Source organism: Actinomadura alba (assembly GCF_014323705.1).
GTDB classification, from domain to species: Bacteria; Actinomycetota; Actinomycetes; order Streptosporangiales; family Streptosporangiaceae; genus Actinomadura_C; species Actinomadura_C alba.
The window spans coordinates 81,029-96,268 of the sequence record NZ_JABVEC010000019.1 but is presented as its reverse complement, the minus strand read 5'-3'; the positions used below and the strand labels follow the sequence as shown (position 1 = coordinate 96,268).

Annotated in this window: 15 protein-coding genes and 1 tRNA gene; 9 read left to right on the top strand and 7 right to left on the bottom strand. The window is 67.7% G+C overall.

Features of this window, described 5'->3' with window-relative positions; translation table 11 throughout:
* Positions 1 to 4 precede the first annotated feature (4 nt).
* The 4 genes from HKK74_RS23950 to HKK74_RS23935 all read right to left on the bottom strand — a co-directional run bounded on the left by HKK74_RS23950 (position 5) and on the right by HKK74_RS23935 (position 4,213).
* The gene (locus HKK74_RS23950) at positions 5 to 1,828 is read right to left on the bottom strand and encodes a glycoside hydrolase family 3 protein (RefSeq protein ID WP_312881707.1); all 1,824 of its coding nucleotides are present in this window, start codon (positions 1,826 to 1,828) and stop codon (positions 5 to 7) included.
* Between the two features lie 209 nt (positions 1,829 to 2,037).
* Positions 2,038 to 3,057, bottom strand: a complete 1,020-nt coding sequence (locus tag HKK74_RS23945; protein ID WP_187245571.1) for an aspartate-semialdehyde dehydrogenase — start codon at positions 3,055 to 3,057, stop codon at positions 2,038 to 2,040.
* Positions 3,054 to 3,218 carry a hypothetical protein gene (locus HKK74_RS23940; protein ID WP_187245570.1) on the bottom strand — a complete coding sequence of 55 codons (165 nt, stop codon included), beginning with the start codon at positions 3,216 to 3,218 and terminating at the stop codon, positions 3,054 to 3,056. The genes HKK74_RS23945 and HKK74_RS23940 overlap by 4 nt, the downstream gene beginning before the upstream one ends.
* An 8-nt stretch (positions 3,219 to 3,226) precedes the next feature.
* On the bottom strand, positions 3,227 to 4,213 hold the full coding sequence (locus tag HKK74_RS23935) for a hypothetical protein (RefSeq protein ID WP_187245569.1): 987 nt from the start codon (positions 4,211 to 4,213) through the stop codon (positions 3,227 to 3,229).
* A gap of 310 nt (positions 4,214 to 4,523) precedes the next feature.
* Here HKK74_RS23935 and HKK74_RS23930 point away from each other — a divergent pair, with 310 nt between their 5' ends.
* From HKK74_RS23930 to HKK74_RS23920, 3 genes are all read left to right on the top strand, one after another.
* The gene (locus HKK74_RS23930; protein ID WP_187245568.1) at positions 4,524 to 5,327 is read left to right on the top strand and encodes a GntR family transcriptional regulator; all 804 of its coding nucleotides are present in this window, start codon (positions 4,524 to 4,526) and stop codon (positions 5,325 to 5,327) included.
* A gap of 148 nt (positions 5,328 to 5,475) precedes the next feature.
* Complete coding sequence (locus HKK74_RS23925; protein ID WP_187245567.1) at positions 5,476 to 6,807, top strand: MFS transporter; 1,332 nt, start codon at positions 5,476 to 5,478, stop codon at positions 6,805 to 6,807.
* A gap of 253 nt (positions 6,808 to 7,060) precedes the next feature.
* Positions 7,061 to 7,417 carry a DUF6292 family protein gene (locus HKK74_RS23920; RefSeq protein WP_187245566.1) on the top strand — a complete coding sequence of 119 codons (357 nt, stop codon included), beginning with the start codon at positions 7,061 to 7,063 and terminating at the stop codon, positions 7,415 to 7,417.
* Positions 7,418 to 7,553: 136 nt separating this feature from the next.
* On the opposite strand, the gene HKK74_RS23915 is transcribed toward HKK74_RS23920, so the two are convergent.
* Entirely contained in the window at positions 7,554 to 7,757 is a 204-nt protein-coding gene (locus tag HKK74_RS23915; RefSeq protein WP_187245565.1) for a hypothetical protein, read from the bottom strand.
* Between the two features lie 242 nt (positions 7,758 to 7,999).
* Here HKK74_RS23915 and HKK74_RS39235 point away from each other — a divergent pair, with 242 nt between their 5' ends.
* The 3 genes from HKK74_RS39235 to HKK74_RS23905 all read left to right on the top strand — a co-directional run bounded on the left by HKK74_RS39235 (position 8,000) and on the right by HKK74_RS23905 (position 9,016).
* Positions 8,000 to 8,119 (top strand): DLW-39 family protein, encoded by a 120-nt coding sequence (locus HKK74_RS39235; RefSeq protein WP_312881705.1) that lies wholly within the window; start codon positions 8,000 to 8,002, stop codon positions 8,117 to 8,119.
* Positions 8,120 to 8,192: 73 nt separating this feature from the next.
* Positions 8,193 to 8,921, top strand: coding sequence for an HAD-IA family hydrolase (locus tag HKK74_RS23910; RefSeq protein WP_187245564.1), 729 nt, complete (start codon positions 8,193 to 8,195; stop codon positions 8,919 to 8,921).
* Between the two features lie 19 nt (positions 8,922 to 8,940).
* A tRNA-Ala gene (locus HKK74_RS23905) sits at positions 8,941 to 9,016 on the top strand.
* 56 nt (positions 9,017 to 9,072) lie between these two features.
* Here HKK74_RS23905 and HKK74_RS23900 read toward each other — a convergent pair.
* A complete protein-coding gene (locus HKK74_RS23900; protein ID WP_222722671.1) occupies positions 9,073 to 9,426 on the bottom strand; it encodes a tyrosine-type recombinase/integrase in 354 nt (117 codons plus the stop codon).
* 597 nt (positions 9,427 to 10,023) lie between these two features.
* Here HKK74_RS23900 and HKK74_RS23895 point away from each other — a divergent pair.
* Positions 10,024 to 10,476 (top strand): hypothetical protein, encoded by a 453-nt coding sequence (locus HKK74_RS23895; protein WP_187245563.1) that lies wholly within the window; start codon positions 10,024 to 10,026, stop codon positions 10,474 to 10,476.
* A gap of 415 nt (positions 10,477 to 10,891) precedes the next feature.
* On the opposite strand, the gene HKK74_RS23890 is transcribed toward HKK74_RS23895, so the two are convergent.
* Positions 10,892 to 11,584: an L-2-amino-thiazoline-4-carboxylic acid hydrolase gene (locus HKK74_RS23890; protein ID WP_187245562.1), complete on the bottom strand. Its 693-nt coding sequence runs from the start codon at positions 11,582 to 11,584 to the stop codon at positions 10,892 to 10,894.
* A 706-nt stretch (positions 11,585 to 12,290) separates the two neighbouring features.
* Between HKK74_RS23890 and HKK74_RS23885 the strand changes: the two genes are divergently transcribed.
* Both HKK74_RS23885 and HKK74_RS23880 read left to right on the top strand, forming a co-directional pair.
* Positions 12,291 to 12,491 carry a DUF5708 family protein gene (locus HKK74_RS23885; RefSeq protein WP_187245561.1) on the top strand — a complete coding sequence of 67 codons (201 nt, stop codon included), beginning with the start codon at positions 12,291 to 12,293 and terminating at the stop codon, positions 12,489 to 12,491.
* A 503-nt stretch (positions 12,492 to 12,994) separates the two neighbouring features.
* Positions 12,995 to 14,293, top strand: a complete 1,299-nt coding sequence (locus HKK74_RS23880) for an NsdA family TPR-like regulatory protein (RefSeq protein WP_486303393.1) — start codon at positions 12,995 to 12,997, stop codon at positions 14,291 to 14,293.
* The last annotated feature ends 947 nt before the right edge of the window (positions 14,294 to 15,240 follow it).

Genomic DNA, 15,240 nt, shown 5'->3' with positions numbered 1-15,240 from the left:
GCGATCAGCGCAGGCCGAGGCCGTGGCCGTACGGGTAGAGCGTCTGGTCGGGCGCGCCGGCCACCGGGATGCGGACCGGCAGCCGGCCCTGCGGCCTGTTCTCGCCGTACAGCACGCGGGTGACCGACTCCAGCGCGTGCCCGGTGTAGGAGAACGTGGCGAGGAAGGTCGACGCCTCGGTGAAGTAGGCGATGTCGTACGGGTCGCGGGCGGCGATCACGATGACCGGCTTGCCGGTGGCGACGAGGGCCTTGGTCAGGTTCATCTGCCCCGGCCCGTTGTGCGGTTCGCCCGGCTTGCTCTCGGCGATGTCCCAGGCCCGGTTGGTGACCACGACGGTGAGGTCGTTCGCGCCGGCGCGCGCGACCGCCTGGCCGATCGTCGCCTGCGAGGGGCTGATGCCGGTCTCGTACACGCTGGTCTGCGGGCCGCGCTTGGCGATCGCGTCGGCGAGGCCCTGGGTGGTGGCGACGCCCCAGCCGGTGACGAGCACCTTGCGGGAGTCCTTGGGCAGCGGGAGCAGCCCGGCGTCGTTCTTGATCAGCGTGGTGGTGCCGTCGGTGATGCGCTGGGCGGTGGCGAGGTGCTGCGGGTTGCCGACCACCTCGGGCACCTTGGTCTCGTCGACGTAGGGATCGGCGAACAGGCCGCGCTTCAGCTTGAGCCGCAGGATCCGGTAGACCGACTCCTCGATGCGCTTCTCGGTCAGCTCACCGCTGCGCACGGCGTTGAGCACGGCGTTGTACTGCAGGTCGAAGGCGCCGTCCGGCGACTTGAGCAGCTGGTCGACCCCGGCCTTGAGGGCGAGTACGGGCACGCGCTCGTCGCCGTACTTGTCCCGGACGCCCTGCATGCCCAGGGCGTCGGTGATGACCACGCCGTCGTACTTCAGCCGCTCGCGCAGGATGCCGGTCAGGATCGGCCGGGAGAGGGTCGCGGGGTCCTCAGCGGGGTCGAGCGAGGGCACGATGATGTGCGCCGTCATGATCGAATCGATCCCGCTCTTGATCGCGGACTGGAACGGCGGCATGTCGAGCCGCTCCCACTCCTCCCGGGTGTGGTCGATCTTCGGTACGCCCGTGTGGCTGTCGGTCGCGGTGTCGCCGTGGCCGGGGAAGTGCTTGGCGGTCGAGCTGACGCCGGCGTTCTGGTAGCCGCGTACGGCCGCCCCGGTCAGCTTGGCCGCCACCTGCGGGTCGGCGCTGAAGGACCTGACCCCGATGACGGGATTGGCCGGGTCGACGTTGACGTCGGCGACCGGCGCGAAGTCCTGGTTGACGCCCATGGCGCCCAACTCGGTGCCGCTCACCTGCGCGGCCCGGTAGGAGTCGCCGACGTCGCGGCCGGCGCCGAGCGCCATGTTGCCGGGCAGCTGCGTGGCCGGGGCGAGGATCCGGGCGACGACGCTGCCGCCCTCCTGGTCGGTCGAGACGAGCAGCGGGATCTTCGCGCGCTGGCGCATCGCCGCCCGCTGGAGGCCGTTGGACAGCCCGGCGATCTGCTGGGGGTTCTTGGTGTTGTTCGACCAGGCGAAGTAGATGATGCCGCCGAGCCGGTACTTGTCGATGAGCTGCGCGGCGTTGTCGACCCCGTAGAACCGGCGGTTGAGCGCGACGTCACCCGGCTCGGTGGTGTCGGCCCGGTCGCCGTAGGCGTAGGTGACGAACAGCTGGCCGACCTTCTCCTCGAGGGTCATCCCGTTGATGATCTTGGTGATGCGGGGGTCCTTGCCTCGGGCGGTGGCGGCCTGGGCGCTGCCGGCTCCCAGACCGGTCAGCACCAGCCCGCTGGCGGTCACGAGCGCTATCAGACGGCGGGGACGAGCCACGGGCACTCCCTTCGCCCCGGCGCCTGCCGGAGACGGACCTACGGCGGAGAACTGATCATCAGTCAGGTGATGCCGGGCGTCAATAGGCTTGCGGCAGGCATGCGCCGCGCCGCCATGGCGCGGTCCGCGGATCATGGGCCGGTCCGGCCGTCGTCAGAGAGGTGCCGGGGCGGGTCAGGTGCGGTTTCGCCGACGCACTTGATGACCCGTCAGCGCGCCGCGATCAGCTCCGCGATCTGTACGGCGTTGAGCGCCGCGCCCTTGCGGAGGTTGTCGCTGGAGCAGAACAGCGCGAGCCCGTGCTCGACGGTCTCGTCGGCGCGGATCCGGCCGACGTACGTGGGGTCCTGCCCGGCCGCCTGCAGCGGGGTCGGCACGTCGGAGAGTACGACGCCGGGTGCGGTGCCGAGGATCTCGTGCGCGCGGCGCGGGCTGATCGGCCGGGCGAACCGCGCGTTGATCTGCAGGGAGTGGCCGGTGAAGACGGGGACTCGCACGCAGGTGCCCGAGACCTTGAGCCCGGGTATCCCGAGGATCTTGCGGCTCTCGTTGCGCAGCTTCTGTTCCTCGTCGGTCTCGTCGCTCCCGTCATCGACGACGGAGCCGGCCAGCGGAAGCACGTTGAACGCGATCGGGCGGCTGTAGACGCTCGGCGCGGGGAACGACACGGCCGCCCCGCCGAAGGTCAGCGCGCTCGCGTCCTCGACGACCTTGCGCGTCTGCTCGTCGAGCTCGGCGACGCCGGCCAGTCCGCTGCCGGACACCGCCTGATAGGTCGCGACGACCAGGCTCACCAGCCCGGCCTCGTCGTGCAGCGGCCGCAGCACCGGCATGGCCGCCATCGTCGTGCAGTTCGGGTTGGCGATGATCCCCTTGGGTCGCCGGTCCGCCGCCTCAGGGTTGACCTCCGAGACCACCAGCGGCACGTCCGGGTCCATCCGCCAGGCCGACGAGTTGTCGATGACCACCGCGCCCGCGGCGGCGACGCGCGGAGCCAGCTCCTTGGCGGTGCCCTTCCCGGCGGAGAAGAGCGCGATGTCCAGCCCGGAGTAGTCGGCGGTGGCCGCGTCTTCGACGGTCACCTCGGTACCCCGCCACGGAAACGTCCGGCCTGCCGAGCGGGCCGAGGCGAACAGCCGCAGCTCGTCGGCGGGGAACTCGCGATCGGCGAGGATCTGCCGCATGACCCCGCCGACCTGTCCGGTCGCTCCGATGATCCCGATTCTCATAGGTCGAGGTTACCCATCGCTCCCGTCGCCACGCCGCCCCATTTCCGGCCGCGCGCGGCGGTGAGAGCGCGGCCGGGTGCCGGGTCGAGAGGGAGGCCGGGTGCCGGATCGGGTGCGAGGCCGGGTGCCGGGTCGAGTGCGGTGGCCGGTACCGCGTTCATCGCGCCGGTCACTGTGCCGCCCGCCGGGGCTCGGGCGCCACCCACGGATCCCGGCCGTCGCGCGAGTCCCGGCCGCGCGCTTCGCGTACGTCCCGTACGTCCCGTACATCTCGTACAGCCGGGACGTCGTCCGCGCCGTGCCCGGCCCCGGGGGCGGTCCCGTTGGCGGCGGCGGTGGTGTGGGCGGTCGCGTGGGCGGCGTGAGCGGATCGCATCTGGTGCAGAAGGCTCGGTGCGCGACCGGCCGGGCCGGGCGGAATGTGCATGTAGCCACGGGTGACGAATCCGTCCTCCGCCACCTCGATGGGGCGGTAGTCCGCCGGGTCGACCAGGCCGGAGGTGTGCCGGATCACGTCGTCGTAGAGGTGTTCGGAGGTCACCAGCCCGACCTCGGCGGCCGTCTCGCGGAACTCGGCCTTGAACGCCGGGGCGTCGAGCAGGGTGAAGAGCCGGGTCAGCGAGTGCCCGACGACGCCGTGCCCGTCGAAGAGGACGCTTCCGGCGTGCAGGGCGACGCGGAGCCTGATCTGCGCGGCATCGCTGGACATCTTGTTGTGGAAGCGCAGTTCGGCCCGTACCAGGTCGATGAGCGGGTCGAGGAACAACATGGCGGGCACCACGGACGGCACCACCACGAGCACGCCGTCGCCGCGGTCCTGCCGGAACCATTCCTGCCAGCCCACTCCGGCCTGGTCGAAGGCGTTCCGGATCGCCCCGTACATCGCCTTCCGCACGTACCGCTGCACTTCGTCGTCGCGGCGCCGGTCCGTGAAGGACACGATGTCGACCGCGAAGAGAGTGCAGTGCACCGCGTGATCGTGGCCGTGGTGCGCCGGTGCGGGCTCGGGCGCCGGCCGGGTGCCCGTGACCGCTCTGCCGGCGCGGGTGCTGCTCAGCCGGTGGGGTTGATAGGTGACATGTGGGCCTGCCTGCCTCTCGCTCACCGGCACCCCGCGCGGTGCGGGGATCTCGGTCTGCAGCCTGTGGGCTGTCATGGCTCACCCTCCCCCAGGACGGTGGCCGCGCCTTTGTGAGGGCGGCCGTGCTTCTACGGTCGGGACCAGATCGGGCCTTTCTGAGGAGTTCCGATGCGTTAACGGATTGGAAGGGCTAGCCTTAGGCCCATGTCACCTGCCATCCCCGTCATACCAACCACTGGTCTCGTATGGAGGTATTACCTTCATAGCTATGGGGTAAACCCCATGATGCAGGGGATCCTGACTGTACGTCCTGGCAGACTGAGTCATGTGATACAGCTCGTGCGAGCCATGCAGGTGGTTGGTATGTTTGAGAGGAGCCAACGGCATGCCTGATCCGAAGTACCGCCAGATCGCCGCTGATCTGCACCGCAGGATCAAGTCGGAAGAGTGGCCCGCCGGCACCCAACTGCCCCCCGAGCCCAGGCTCGAAGAGGAGTACAAGGCATCACGCAACACGATCCGCGACGCCGTGAAGTGGCTGACCGCCCGCGGCCTGGTGTCCACGCAGCCCGGACGCGGCACATTCGTCAACGAGCAGATCAAGCCCTTCATCACCACACTGTCCGCTGATCAGGAGACCGGGCTCGGTGGCGGCGAGGGTGTGGCGTTCACCCGCGAGGCGACGCTGCAGCTCATGGCCCCGGTGACCACCGTCCCGCGGGTCGAGATCCAGCAGGCCGACGACGAGAAGGCACAGGAACTCGGCGTCGAGGTCGGCACCTCTCTGGTGAGCCGGCACCAGCAGCGCTTCATCGACGACCGGCCGTACTCCCTGCAGACGTCGTTCTATCCGATGAGCCTGGTGGAGCGGGGCGGCCTGCAGCTCATCCAGGCGATCTCGATCGAGCCGGGCACGGTCGCCTATCTGAGAGAGACCCTCGGCATCAAGCAGGTCGGCTACCGCGACATGATCCGCGTGCGGCCCCCGAACGACACGGAGACCAACTTCTTCATGCTGCCCGACGACGGCAGCGTCGCGGTCTTGGAGACCCGCCGGACGGCGTACGACTCGGACGGTAAGCCGTTCCGGCTCACGGTGAGCGTGTTCCCCGCCGACCGCAACAGGTTCACGATCAACGTGGGCGAGGTACCGGACGAGGTCGTCAATCCCACGCAGGGGACCGGATAGGCCGCCGCGGGCGGCCGCCCCGAGCAACGGAGCACCGGGGTGGAACCGCATCCCCTGAGTTCACCGACCACGACCGACATCACCATCCCGGCGCCCCATCGCAGATTCCGTCTCGCGGCGCCGGAGACCGTACCCCATCCACGGAGCCATGCAGACGACACTCGATCCTGCTCATGCCGCAGTGGGCGACACCGACGTCACCCGCAAGGCGGCAGAGCACCGCCCTGCCAGATCGTCCTCCTGGCGGGCCCTTCGCCATTCCGACTTCCGCCGGTACTTCATCGGCACCGTCTTCTCGAACTTCGGCACCTGGCTGCAGAACACCGCCCAGATGCTCCTGGCCTACAAGCTCACCGGTTCGGTCATGGCCGTCGGCATCGTCACCTGCGCACAGTTCTCCAGCGTGCTGGTGCTCGGACCGTGGGCGGGCATGCTCGCCGACCGCGCCAAGGACCGCAGGCGGCTCCTGATCTGGACCCAGTCCGGTTCGGCGCTCGTCGCCCTCGGGCTCGCGATCTTCCACGCCGCCGGATGGCTCGACCAGCGGATGCTGATCGTCGGCGCGCTGTTGATCGGCCTCTCGTACACGTTCAGCCTGCCGATGTTCAACGCCATCATCCCCACGCTCGTACCGGAGGAGGACACCAAGGCCGCCATGGCCATGAACACGGTGTCCTACAACCTCGGCCGTGCCGTGGCCCCGGTGATCGGCGTTGCCGTCGTGGTGTTCATCGGCTTCACCTGGGCGTTCGTGCTGAACGCGGTGTCGTTCGTCATTCTGGCGATGGTGTTGTGGATGGTTCGGCCCGGCGTGGTCGAGCGTCCGCAGCGGCCCTCGCGCCTGATGGACGGGTTCCGGCTGGCGCTGCGCGACCGTAAGATCCTCCTGCTGCTGGTCATGGTGTCCTTCGCCACCGTGGCCACCGACCCGCCCAACGTGCTCGGCCCCGCGCTCGCCGCCGAGGAATTCGGTCACGCTCCCGGCTGGGCCGGCTGTTTCATCGCCGCGCTCGGACTCGGAAACGTGCTGGGGGCATTCGTACCGACGAGGAACATCTCGCTCGAGAGCGCGGGGTGGTACGTCGGCGGGCTGGGCATCGCGATGGTGGTCTTCTCGTCGGCACCGTGGCTGTGGCTGAGCATCGCCGCAGGAGTGGGGGGCGGCGTCGCCGCGCTGCTCGCCGGCGCCGCGACACAGACCATGCTGCTCCAGCGAGCCGGGCCCTTCCACGCGGGCCAGGTGATGGCCGTATGGGCGATCGCCTTCGCGGGGAGCAGACCCATCGCGTCCGTGCTCGACGCCCTGCTCGCGAGCGCCACCAGCATCAGGTTCGCCGGGGTCGCCTTCGCGTTCCCCGCTCTGCTAATCGGCGTCGCCGCCGTCTGCATGCGGCTGCTGCCGGCCTTGACCATTCCCGTTCGGCGGATTCTCACCGGACCACAGGAGGCGATAGCAACATCTAACCCCAGAGTTACATAGAGGTGTAAAACCCGGCGCTGTTTCAGGCATTCGCCCAGCTCTGTACGGACGAGGCTGATCAGCTCTGTTGGTGTGCGCCCGTAATCCGCTGTCCGAAAGTCAGCCCGTTCGGTGTCGACAAAACGGATGATCAACGTCGTTCGTGCATAATCGCACCAAGCGCAGAAGGGACAGCGTAGTGAACGAAAGCAACATCCCAATGCCGCATCCGGACCCGTGGGTGGATCTGCTTCGGGACTACATCACATGCTCTGTGCAGTCCCTCGTGGAGCACGATCTCCACGTGGAGCGCAGCTGGCTCGACCCGATGGGTCCGCGAGACGCGACGATCCTGTACACGCCGGCGAGCGGATCGCCGCACGAACTCCACGCCCTGGTCTGGGACGAGGAGACCGGCTGGCGGACCGGCGGATACGCGTCCGGCGAGCAGGGCGTGCGCACGCGGCTTCACGACACCGACTACCTCGGCGGCGGTGTCCTCACGGACCCGCGCGAACTCGCCGTCCGGTTGATGGGCGAGACCCGGGCACCACGCACCGCGCACCGCTCGCACACGGCACTGCGGGACGGCCTCGACGACGCGCTTCGCGACCTGGGTCAGGCACGCTGACGCGTCTGCGACACGCCTCGACGAAGAGGTGACCGGCCCGGGCCTCCGGCCCGGCTGACCGCATCGACTGACGATCAAGGATCGGGGCACTCCTGGTTGCTTCGATCCTTGATCGATTGGCGGTCGCCCGTGCCCGTCACATGCCGGCTCGCCACAGGGCCATGATGAGCCCCGCGACCACGAGCCCGGCGATGGCCAGTGGGGCCTGGCCGATGAAGAACAGCAGCGCGCAGCCGATCGGCACGGTCAGGGCCACCAACAGCCGGGTGCGACGACTTGAGGCCACCTCGGACTCGTCGAACTCGCGCTCCCACTGGCCGAAGTCGTCCTGCGAGCCCATCTGGAATCCCTCTGGAAGTCCTGCCCCTCATAATGCGTCGCGGCACGCCGACGTGCCGAAACGGCTGAGATCGAGGCCGTCTCTTTCCTCCCGCGTTGCCCAGTACGGCAAGCCGCCTCCAAACGGGGTAAGAGGTGCGGGGTCGCGTGTGGCGATTGCTAGGCTGCGAGGAGCCTGGGGGAGGCAAGTACCACGTAAGTTCTCAGGTACTGACTTCATAGTCGAAGTGAAGGGTTCCAATCGTGAAGAAGCTGCTTGTTCTCGTCGTCGTTGCCGTCGGCGGCTTCGCTGTATGGCGCCGACTGCAGCAGGACCGTGCTGAGCTGGACCTCTGGACCGAGGCCACATCCTCCGACAACTGACATCCCGTACAGCACGGGGGAGCAGGAACGGGTTGCGGGGGTCTCGGCACCGGCTAGGAGCGGGGGGTCCGGCGTGAACGAAACAGCGCGGATCACACTCGCCTGCCTTGATCTCGCGGGGACCACCGTGGACGGCGGCAAACTGGTCGAGATGGCATTCGTCGAGGCGCTCGGCACACTCGGCATCGTCGCCGGCACCACCGCGTACGACCGGGCGATGGCCGGCGCACGGCGATCACGCGGCCAACCGAAGATCGAGATCTTTCGCAAACTGTTCCCCGAGGACGAGGCCCGCGCCCAAGCGGTCAACCTGTCATTCGAACGGTCCTACGACTCGCTGATCGATCGCATGGGCCTCGCCCCCGTTCCCGGTGCCGAGGGCGCCATCGACAAACTCGTCGGTGCTGGGGTGCGAGTGTGCCTGCTGACCGGCTTCAGCCGGGCCACCCTCGGCCGGGTGCTCGACACGCTCGGCTGGTGGCACCGCGTCGACCTGGCCCTGTGCCCGGCCGACGTGGGCCGGGGCCGCCCCGCGCCCGACCTGGTGCTGTCCGCCGCACTGCGCCTGCAGGTCGACGACGTACGGCACATCGCCGTCTGCGGGGACACCGAGAGCGACATGCTCTGCGGACGGCGCGCGGGGGCATCCATCGTGGCCGGCGTGCTCAGCGGCGCCCACGACCGGGAGCAGCTGCTGAACGCCGGAGCGACCCATGTCATCGACAGCATCGCCGACCTGCCCGCGATCGTGCTCGGCGAGGGCCGCCGGCAACCGGACGTGGTAGCCGCGGAGCACCGGTAGGCTTGTCTCGCCGATTCGAGGGGCCTTAGCTCAGTTGGCAGAGCACCGGCTTTGCAAGCCGGGTGTCAGGGGTTCGAATCCCCTAGGCTCCACCAGCCGAAACGCCCTCATCCCGATCATGGATGAGGGCGTTCGTGCCATTAACGTGCCATTAGGCCACCGGGACCAGCACGCCAGACGCGCCGTCGTCATCCTCGTCCTGGTCGTCCTCGTCCGGCCCGACAGCCGCCGCGATCCGATCGTTCAGCGAGTCCGCGATGGCCTTGCCCGCCTCAGAGGTGCCGTGCTGGTAGATCATTGCCGCGCGTACGGAGTCGTGGCCCATGCGGTCCATCAGATCCCGCAGACTTGCCCCGCTCTGCGCGGCGATCGTGTTGCCGGTGTGGCGAAGGTCGTGGAAGTGCAGGCCTGGTACACCGATTGCCGCCACCACCTCGGCCCACCGCGATGCGCGCCGGAAGTTGCCCCGCCGGAGGACCCCACCATTCGCGCCCGTGAAGACCAGGGCCGCCGGTCGGATTCGACGTACCGATCAAGAGCGGCGGCGCGTCGCGCCGCCGCCCCGGCCGCCCGGCACCGCCGCTACGGGCGTGCGGCGTGGGCGCCGGTCCCTACGCGCCGGACCGGACGGCCGCCCACCGCGCAACCGCGCCGACCGCGCCCACTCTCACCGCAGTCACCGGGTCCGCGCCGCCGCCATCGTTCATCGGCCGCAGGGCCGCCGGCCAACTCGCACACTCGCCCCTACGGGTGCCTACGGCATTGGACGGCAGCCCCGCTTTGCATTGAGTTGCGGTTCTTACATGCCTCCGGCGGGGGCTCCGGCTCCGGGATGGCCGATCAAGCCAGCCGCCGCAAGGTCTGTCAGGGGTTGAGGTGGAAGCCTGGTCTTCCCGCCTACCGCCGTCCCAGGCACAGCCGAGCAGACCAGGGCCAGGGCGCGAAGGTCGTTCGTCCAGTGGGCCGCTCCACCTTCACACCCTGGCCCTGGCCCGCTCCCCGAAGGGTGGGACGACGGCAGACGGGATGACCAGGCCGGCAGAGAGCGTGCGTCCGCGAGGGTGGGTGTTCTTGCGCGGAATCGACAGCCATAATGGCGAGCATGAGCGGGGAGAACCAGGCCCAGCGTCAAGCCGGGCGCATGAGGGTCACTGACGTTCTTCAACGTCTCTTTGGACGACAGCTGTCTCGCCGGGTCGTGCTCCTTCATCTCTCCGTCATCGGAGTGATTCTTGTCTGGCTAGTGCCCCAGAACTGGACGCCAGAGCCGCCTTTCTGGCTCATGCTCTTTTTCGCCTGGAGCCTGGGATGGGTTTTCTGCTGGCTGTTGCCGCAGGTCTGGATGCCACGGCTGCCGTTCTGGCTCAGAATCCTTCTCTTCCTCATTATGTTGATTCCTACCGTGCTGTTGCCTTCGGGGTGGTCTGCAGTGGCCTTCGGTGGGTCAGTGGTGGTCTTGATTTGGCTGGACGAAGCGGCCAGTAAGACCCCAACCCACGCCGACACTCGCGATCCGTCCGCCGATGGCGAACCCTGCCAGAGCCCTGCGCCCTGACGGCAACGGTGACGGCAACACAGGCGAACACCAGCGCACCTCGACGACCGTTAGCCACAGGACATCAGCGCACCAGGCCTTGATCACCTTGGGGTGGAACGAACTGATAAGGATGAGGTTGCTCAGCCAGGAACGGTAGCGCCCAGCGCCGTGCCCCGCCCTCGGCCGCCGTGCCATTAGCGTGCCATTAGCCCCAGTGACCAGGGGGCAATAGCGGTCACTTGCGGATCATCGATCGCCCTGGTCAGACGGGTGACCGGCGGTGATCACGGAGATTTGCAAGCCGGGTGTCAGGGGTTGGAATCCCCTAGGCTCCACCAGCCGAAACGCCCTCATCCCGATCATGGATGAGGGCGTTCATGTGGGCGGGAATGGCTACGAGCGCAGCCATTCCCGCCCACGGTGACGTGTAAGCTCAGCCGGCGTCGGCTTCCCGCGCACCGGTTCGGGTGAAGTGGAACGGGCAGTGGGTACCGCCCAGGCCTATGGTGGTGGCGCGCTCGAACCGGAAGCCGTCTTTGTCTGGGTCGATCGCCTCGATCCAGTTCCCGTCGAACGCGCACATGGCCGGTGTCAGTTCTGGGGCGGAGTTCGCCACGAGCACGTCGTGGTAGAAGCAGCGGTGGACGTCCACCCGGTAACGCTGATCGTCGTCGGCGGGGCGCCGGAATGTGAATCCCTCGCCGAAGGCGTATTTCTCGCGGGATTTCGAGATGGCGACCATGGCGGTGAACGGGTCTGGCGCGGCGTCCAGCATCGCCCGGGTGCTCGCGTGAACTGCGTCGCCGAGCGGTTCGAGCAACGCGGCCCGTGCCGTGCTGATGGCGACCTCACGTCCCAGCCGCGGCAGCAGCGACTCGTACGCCGCCACCAACGCGAGGGTGATGCGAAGGTTGTAGCGTGCGGGCTCGTCCACGATCATGTGTGCGTTCGCGGTCTCCAATTCCTCATGCCGCGCCCGCATAGCGGCGAGGAGGTTCTCGGGAAGCGCGTGCTCACGCAGTGCTGCGGCGATGTGGCCGAAGAAGGCGTCGACGAGGAGCGCGGTGTCCTGTTCGGGGTCGGGAATGTAGTCGCCGTCGGCGAGTCCGAACTGGTCGGTGGCCATGTTTTGTCCTTTCGGGACGATCTCGGTCCCGAAGCACAGACACGACACCACGCAAAGCGGAGCCGACTGTGCTCGCGACCGAGCGAGCACGCCGACGCGCTCCACCGACCAACCAGGCGCCGACGAACCTCAATGGATTCTGACTGGATGATCGTGGCATGCAGGGTGTGAGCATGTCGACAGGCGGGAACCCCTTCGCGCGGACGAACACTCCGGATCGGTCAGCGCCGGCGCGGGAGTGTGTGGAAGTCTCGTGATCACGAGTAGCCCCATGTCAGACGCTCGACTGTCGTGCAATTAGCGTGCAATTAGGCAGGGTGATTAGCGGTCAACAGCGGTCACTCGTGGATCATGGATCGCCCAGGTCGGAGCGCTGGCCGGGCTTGATCACGGTGATCTGCAAGCCGGGTGTCAGGGTTCGAATCCCCTAGGCTCCACCCACCCGAAAGCCCAGGTCAGGAAGCGATTCCCGCCCTGGGCTTTCGTCGTTCAAGACCCCGTCTTGCGCTTTCGTGCGAGCGCAGGATATGAGCTAAGTCACATCTTTCGCGTTGCGGCTAGGGCCCGTTCGGGGTTCGGATCATGAGGGGGAGCGGGGCGGTGTCAACCGAAGGATGTAGCCCGATTTCCTCAACCGCGCGGGCAGGGCCTGGCTAAGGTCTTTCGAAGATTTGGTGCGCCTGTTCCTCCTCGAAAAGGATTGCTCATGGCCTCTGCCCGTAACACGCTCGTCACTGGTTCGATCACCTTCGTGGCGGGGCTGGCGCTTTGGCTGTTCGGAACAGATGAGGAAATCTTCGGCTTCACGCCGTCCAAGGGCGGCGTGTTCCTGATGGTCATTGGAGGCTTGGAGACCTTGTACGGGGTCTACAAGAGCGTGCGCGGCGTCGACGCGACGCGCGACTAGGGCTGTACAACTTCGAATCTGCAGGTCGGGTGGCCCGGAGGGTCTCACCTCTGGGCCACCCGACTTTAGAGGGTGACTAGTTTAGCGACGCTGTAGACGTCTTCCAGCTCATGCAGTGATCCCGGCATGACTACCTCAGCCGCAAACAAGCCAGCGTCGGAGGCATCGTGCACGGTCGCCACGATGGCGATCACCGGCTCAGACCGCTTGATCTTGAGCAGGTCAGCCTCTTCACCGGTGGGCAAGCGAGCGGTCAGCCGAAGACCCAGCGGCGGGCGTGATGGAACTTCCAGCGCCGCCCCCCGCACGACAAGCGCGGGGGGACGTCGCTTGTGTCAGGTGCTCCGAGACGGGGTGTCACGCTCATGCCTCCTGTGGCGCCGGGTCGTCAGGATCAGATGACGTACGGTGTTGCCTGGTAGAAAGACAACCAGTCGTCACGCTCCGTCAGCACCGCTAACCAGCCCCCTTTTCGCCCCCCCTTTTCGCGACGAGGCCAGCCGATGCCGGACACGATCCCCAACGTCCAGCTCACCTCATGGCGCGAGGCGCATTCCTTCACCCGCGCCGAGATGGCCGATGCCCTGTGCCGTACGACCACAGCGCTGCGCGAAGGTCTGGCCTGCGACGAGGAACGCATCCGACGCTGGGAACGCGGCGAGGTCCTTTGGCCGCACCCCCCGTACCGAAAAGCTCTCGAAGAACTGACCGGCCGCACCGTCGAAGAATTGGGGTTCGTCCCCAAGAGCAAGCAGAAAGAGCGGCAACGGCTACTCATGGGTCGTGTGGTCCCCGCAGACGCCATGAAGGCCGAGGCGGAACTGTTCGACACCATGGAACTTGCCCGCATGGCAGAGATCTCCGACGTCGGACCCGGAACCTTGGAAGCCATTGAAGAGGCCGTGGACCTCCTGTGCCGCGCCTACCCCAGCGCGGACGCCGCCCTACTTCGCGACCGCACGAAACGACGACTCAAGTACGTCCTCGATCTGCTGAAGGGTCGGCTCACCCTTCACCAGCACCGTGAACTCCTCGTTCAGGCCGGATGGCTCGCCGCTCTCCTCGGGTGCCTGCACTACGACCTCGGGCAGCGCGAACAAGCCGAAGCCGCCCGCCAAGCCGCCTACCAAATGGGCAAGCAAACCGGCCACGGCGAACTCATGGGATGGGCCTACGAGATGTCCTCATGGTTCGCCCTCGTCGAAGGACGCTACGAAGAAGTCATCCACGCCGCCCAACGAGGCCAGGACCTCGCAGGCTCGACCAGCGCCACGGTGCAACTCACGCTCAAAGAAGCCCAGGGATACGCCAGGCTTGGCCCCAGCCACCAACAAGAAGCCCGCCAAGCGCTGGAACGAGGCGCCACCATCCTGGGCCGGCTCGCCACGCCGTCGCGCCCCGAACACCACTTCGTGTTCGACCACAGCAAATGGATCTTCTACGCCTCCACCATCTACACCTGGCTGGACGACAACGACCGCGCCGAAGAACACGCCCGCGAAATCATCACCCGCCACAGCCGAGACGACGGCGCCAGCGACGCACCCATGCGCACCGCCGACGCCCGCATCAACCTCGGAATGATCCACGCCCGCCGGGGAGACCTCGACGCAGCCGTACAAGAAGGCCTGTCCGCCTTCGACTACGACCGCCAGAACTACGACCTCGCCGCACGCGGCGAAGACCTCGCCGACATCCTCGGCGAGCGCTTCCCCACAGAACCACTCACCGCCCAGTTCCACGAGCTTCTGATAGCGGCACGCGACGCCCTACGACGCAACCGGCCCGAGTCACTCGGATGACCCCCATGCGCTGACGAATTCCGCCGTTTTAGATCAAGAGCGGCGGCGCGTCGCGCCGCCGCCCCGGCCGCCCGGCACCGCCGCTCCGGGCGTGCGGCGTGGGCGCCGGTCCCTACGCGCCGGACCGGGCGGCCGCCCGCCGCACTGGCTGCCGTTCGTGTCCGCTCCGGTCTGGCCGTGGTCACGGGGTCCGCGCCGCCGCTTCACCAGTCACGCTCGATGGCCTCCAGGTGCTTTAGAAACCGTCGCGCATCACGCTTGGGCAGGCCACACAGAGCGGCGCCGAGTAGCCGGCGGGCCTCTGTCGGGGACGCAAAGCACCGGGGTGTCTGGCCGCAGCAGAAATCGGCCTGGTCCCACGCGGGATCAAACTGCTCGTACAAAGGTTCCCAGACGCGGTGATACGGATGGCGAACGAACTCTTCCCATAGGACAAGGGCATGGACTGTAGCCCCAGGCCAGAAACGGCGATGTTCTATTTGGGCGAGCTGAGTGCGGCCCCATGGCGAGAGTCCAGGGATCGTAGAGGCACGTTGCACAGTGCTGCTGCCTGTGTGCGGCCGAGGGAGAACCTCAGCGCGAAGTCGACCGGGCCGCCTACGCGGCATGGTCCTTTCTTGTCGCTGACATGCCGACATCGTCGCAGGGCGACAGACGCTCTTCAAGCGCCTCCGGCGGAGGCTCCGGCTCCGGGATGGCCGATCAAGCCCGCCGCCACAAGGTCTGTCAGGGGTTGAGGTGGGAGCCTGGTCACCGCGCCTGCCATCGCCCAGGACAAGCCGACCAGAGCAGGGCCCAGGGGCGAAGGTCCGTCCAGTGGGGCGTTCCACCTTCGCCCCTGGGGCCTGGCCCGCTCCTGGGAGGGTGGGACGACGGCAGAAGGGATGACCTAGCAGGGCAGGTGCGCGGAGGTGTCCGCGTACTCACGTCCGGAGCGCTCCATACAC

Bases quoted from the DNA above. Each gene is read 5' to 3' on its own strand.
- HKK74_RS23915 (WP_187245565.1), bottom strand. From the start codon at position 7,757: ATGGGCTCGCAGGACGACTTCGGCCAGTGGGAGCGCGAGTTCGACGAG.
- HKK74_RS23925 (WP_187245567.1), top strand. From the start codon at position 5,476: ATGCAGACGACACTCGATCCTGCTCATGCCGCAGTGGGCGACACCGAC.
- HKK74_RS23890 (WP_187245562.1), bottom strand. From the start codon at position 11,584: ATGGCCACCGACCAGTTCGGACTCGCCGACGGCGACTACATTCCCGAC.
- HKK74_RS23940 (WP_187245570.1), bottom strand. From the start codon at position 3,218: ATGAACGCGGTACCGGCCACCGCACTCGACCCGGCACCCGGCCTCGCA.
- HKK74_RS23935 (WP_187245569.1), bottom strand. From the start codon at position 4,213: ATGACAGCCCACAGGCTGCAGACCGAGATCCCCGCACCGCGCGGGGTG.
- HKK74_RS23895 (WP_187245563.1), top strand. From the start codon at position 10,024: ATGAGCGGGGAGAACCAGGCCCAGCGTCAAGCCGGGCGCATGAGGGTC.
- HKK74_RS23945 (WP_187245571.1), bottom strand. From the start codon at position 3,057: ATGAGAATCGGGATCATCGGAGCGACCGGACAGGTCGGCGGGGTCATG.
- HKK74_RS23885 (WP_187245561.1), top strand. From the start codon at position 12,291: ATGGCCTCTGCCCGTAACACGCTCGTCACTGGTTCGATCACCTTCGTG.
- HKK74_RS23880 (WP_486303393.1), top strand. From the start codon at position 12,995: ATGCCGGACACGATCCCCAACGTCCAGCTCACCTCATGGCGCGAGGCG.
- HKK74_RS23930 (WP_187245568.1), top strand. From the start codon at position 4,524: ATGCCTGATCCGAAGTACCGCCAGATCGCCGCTGATCTGCACCGCAGG.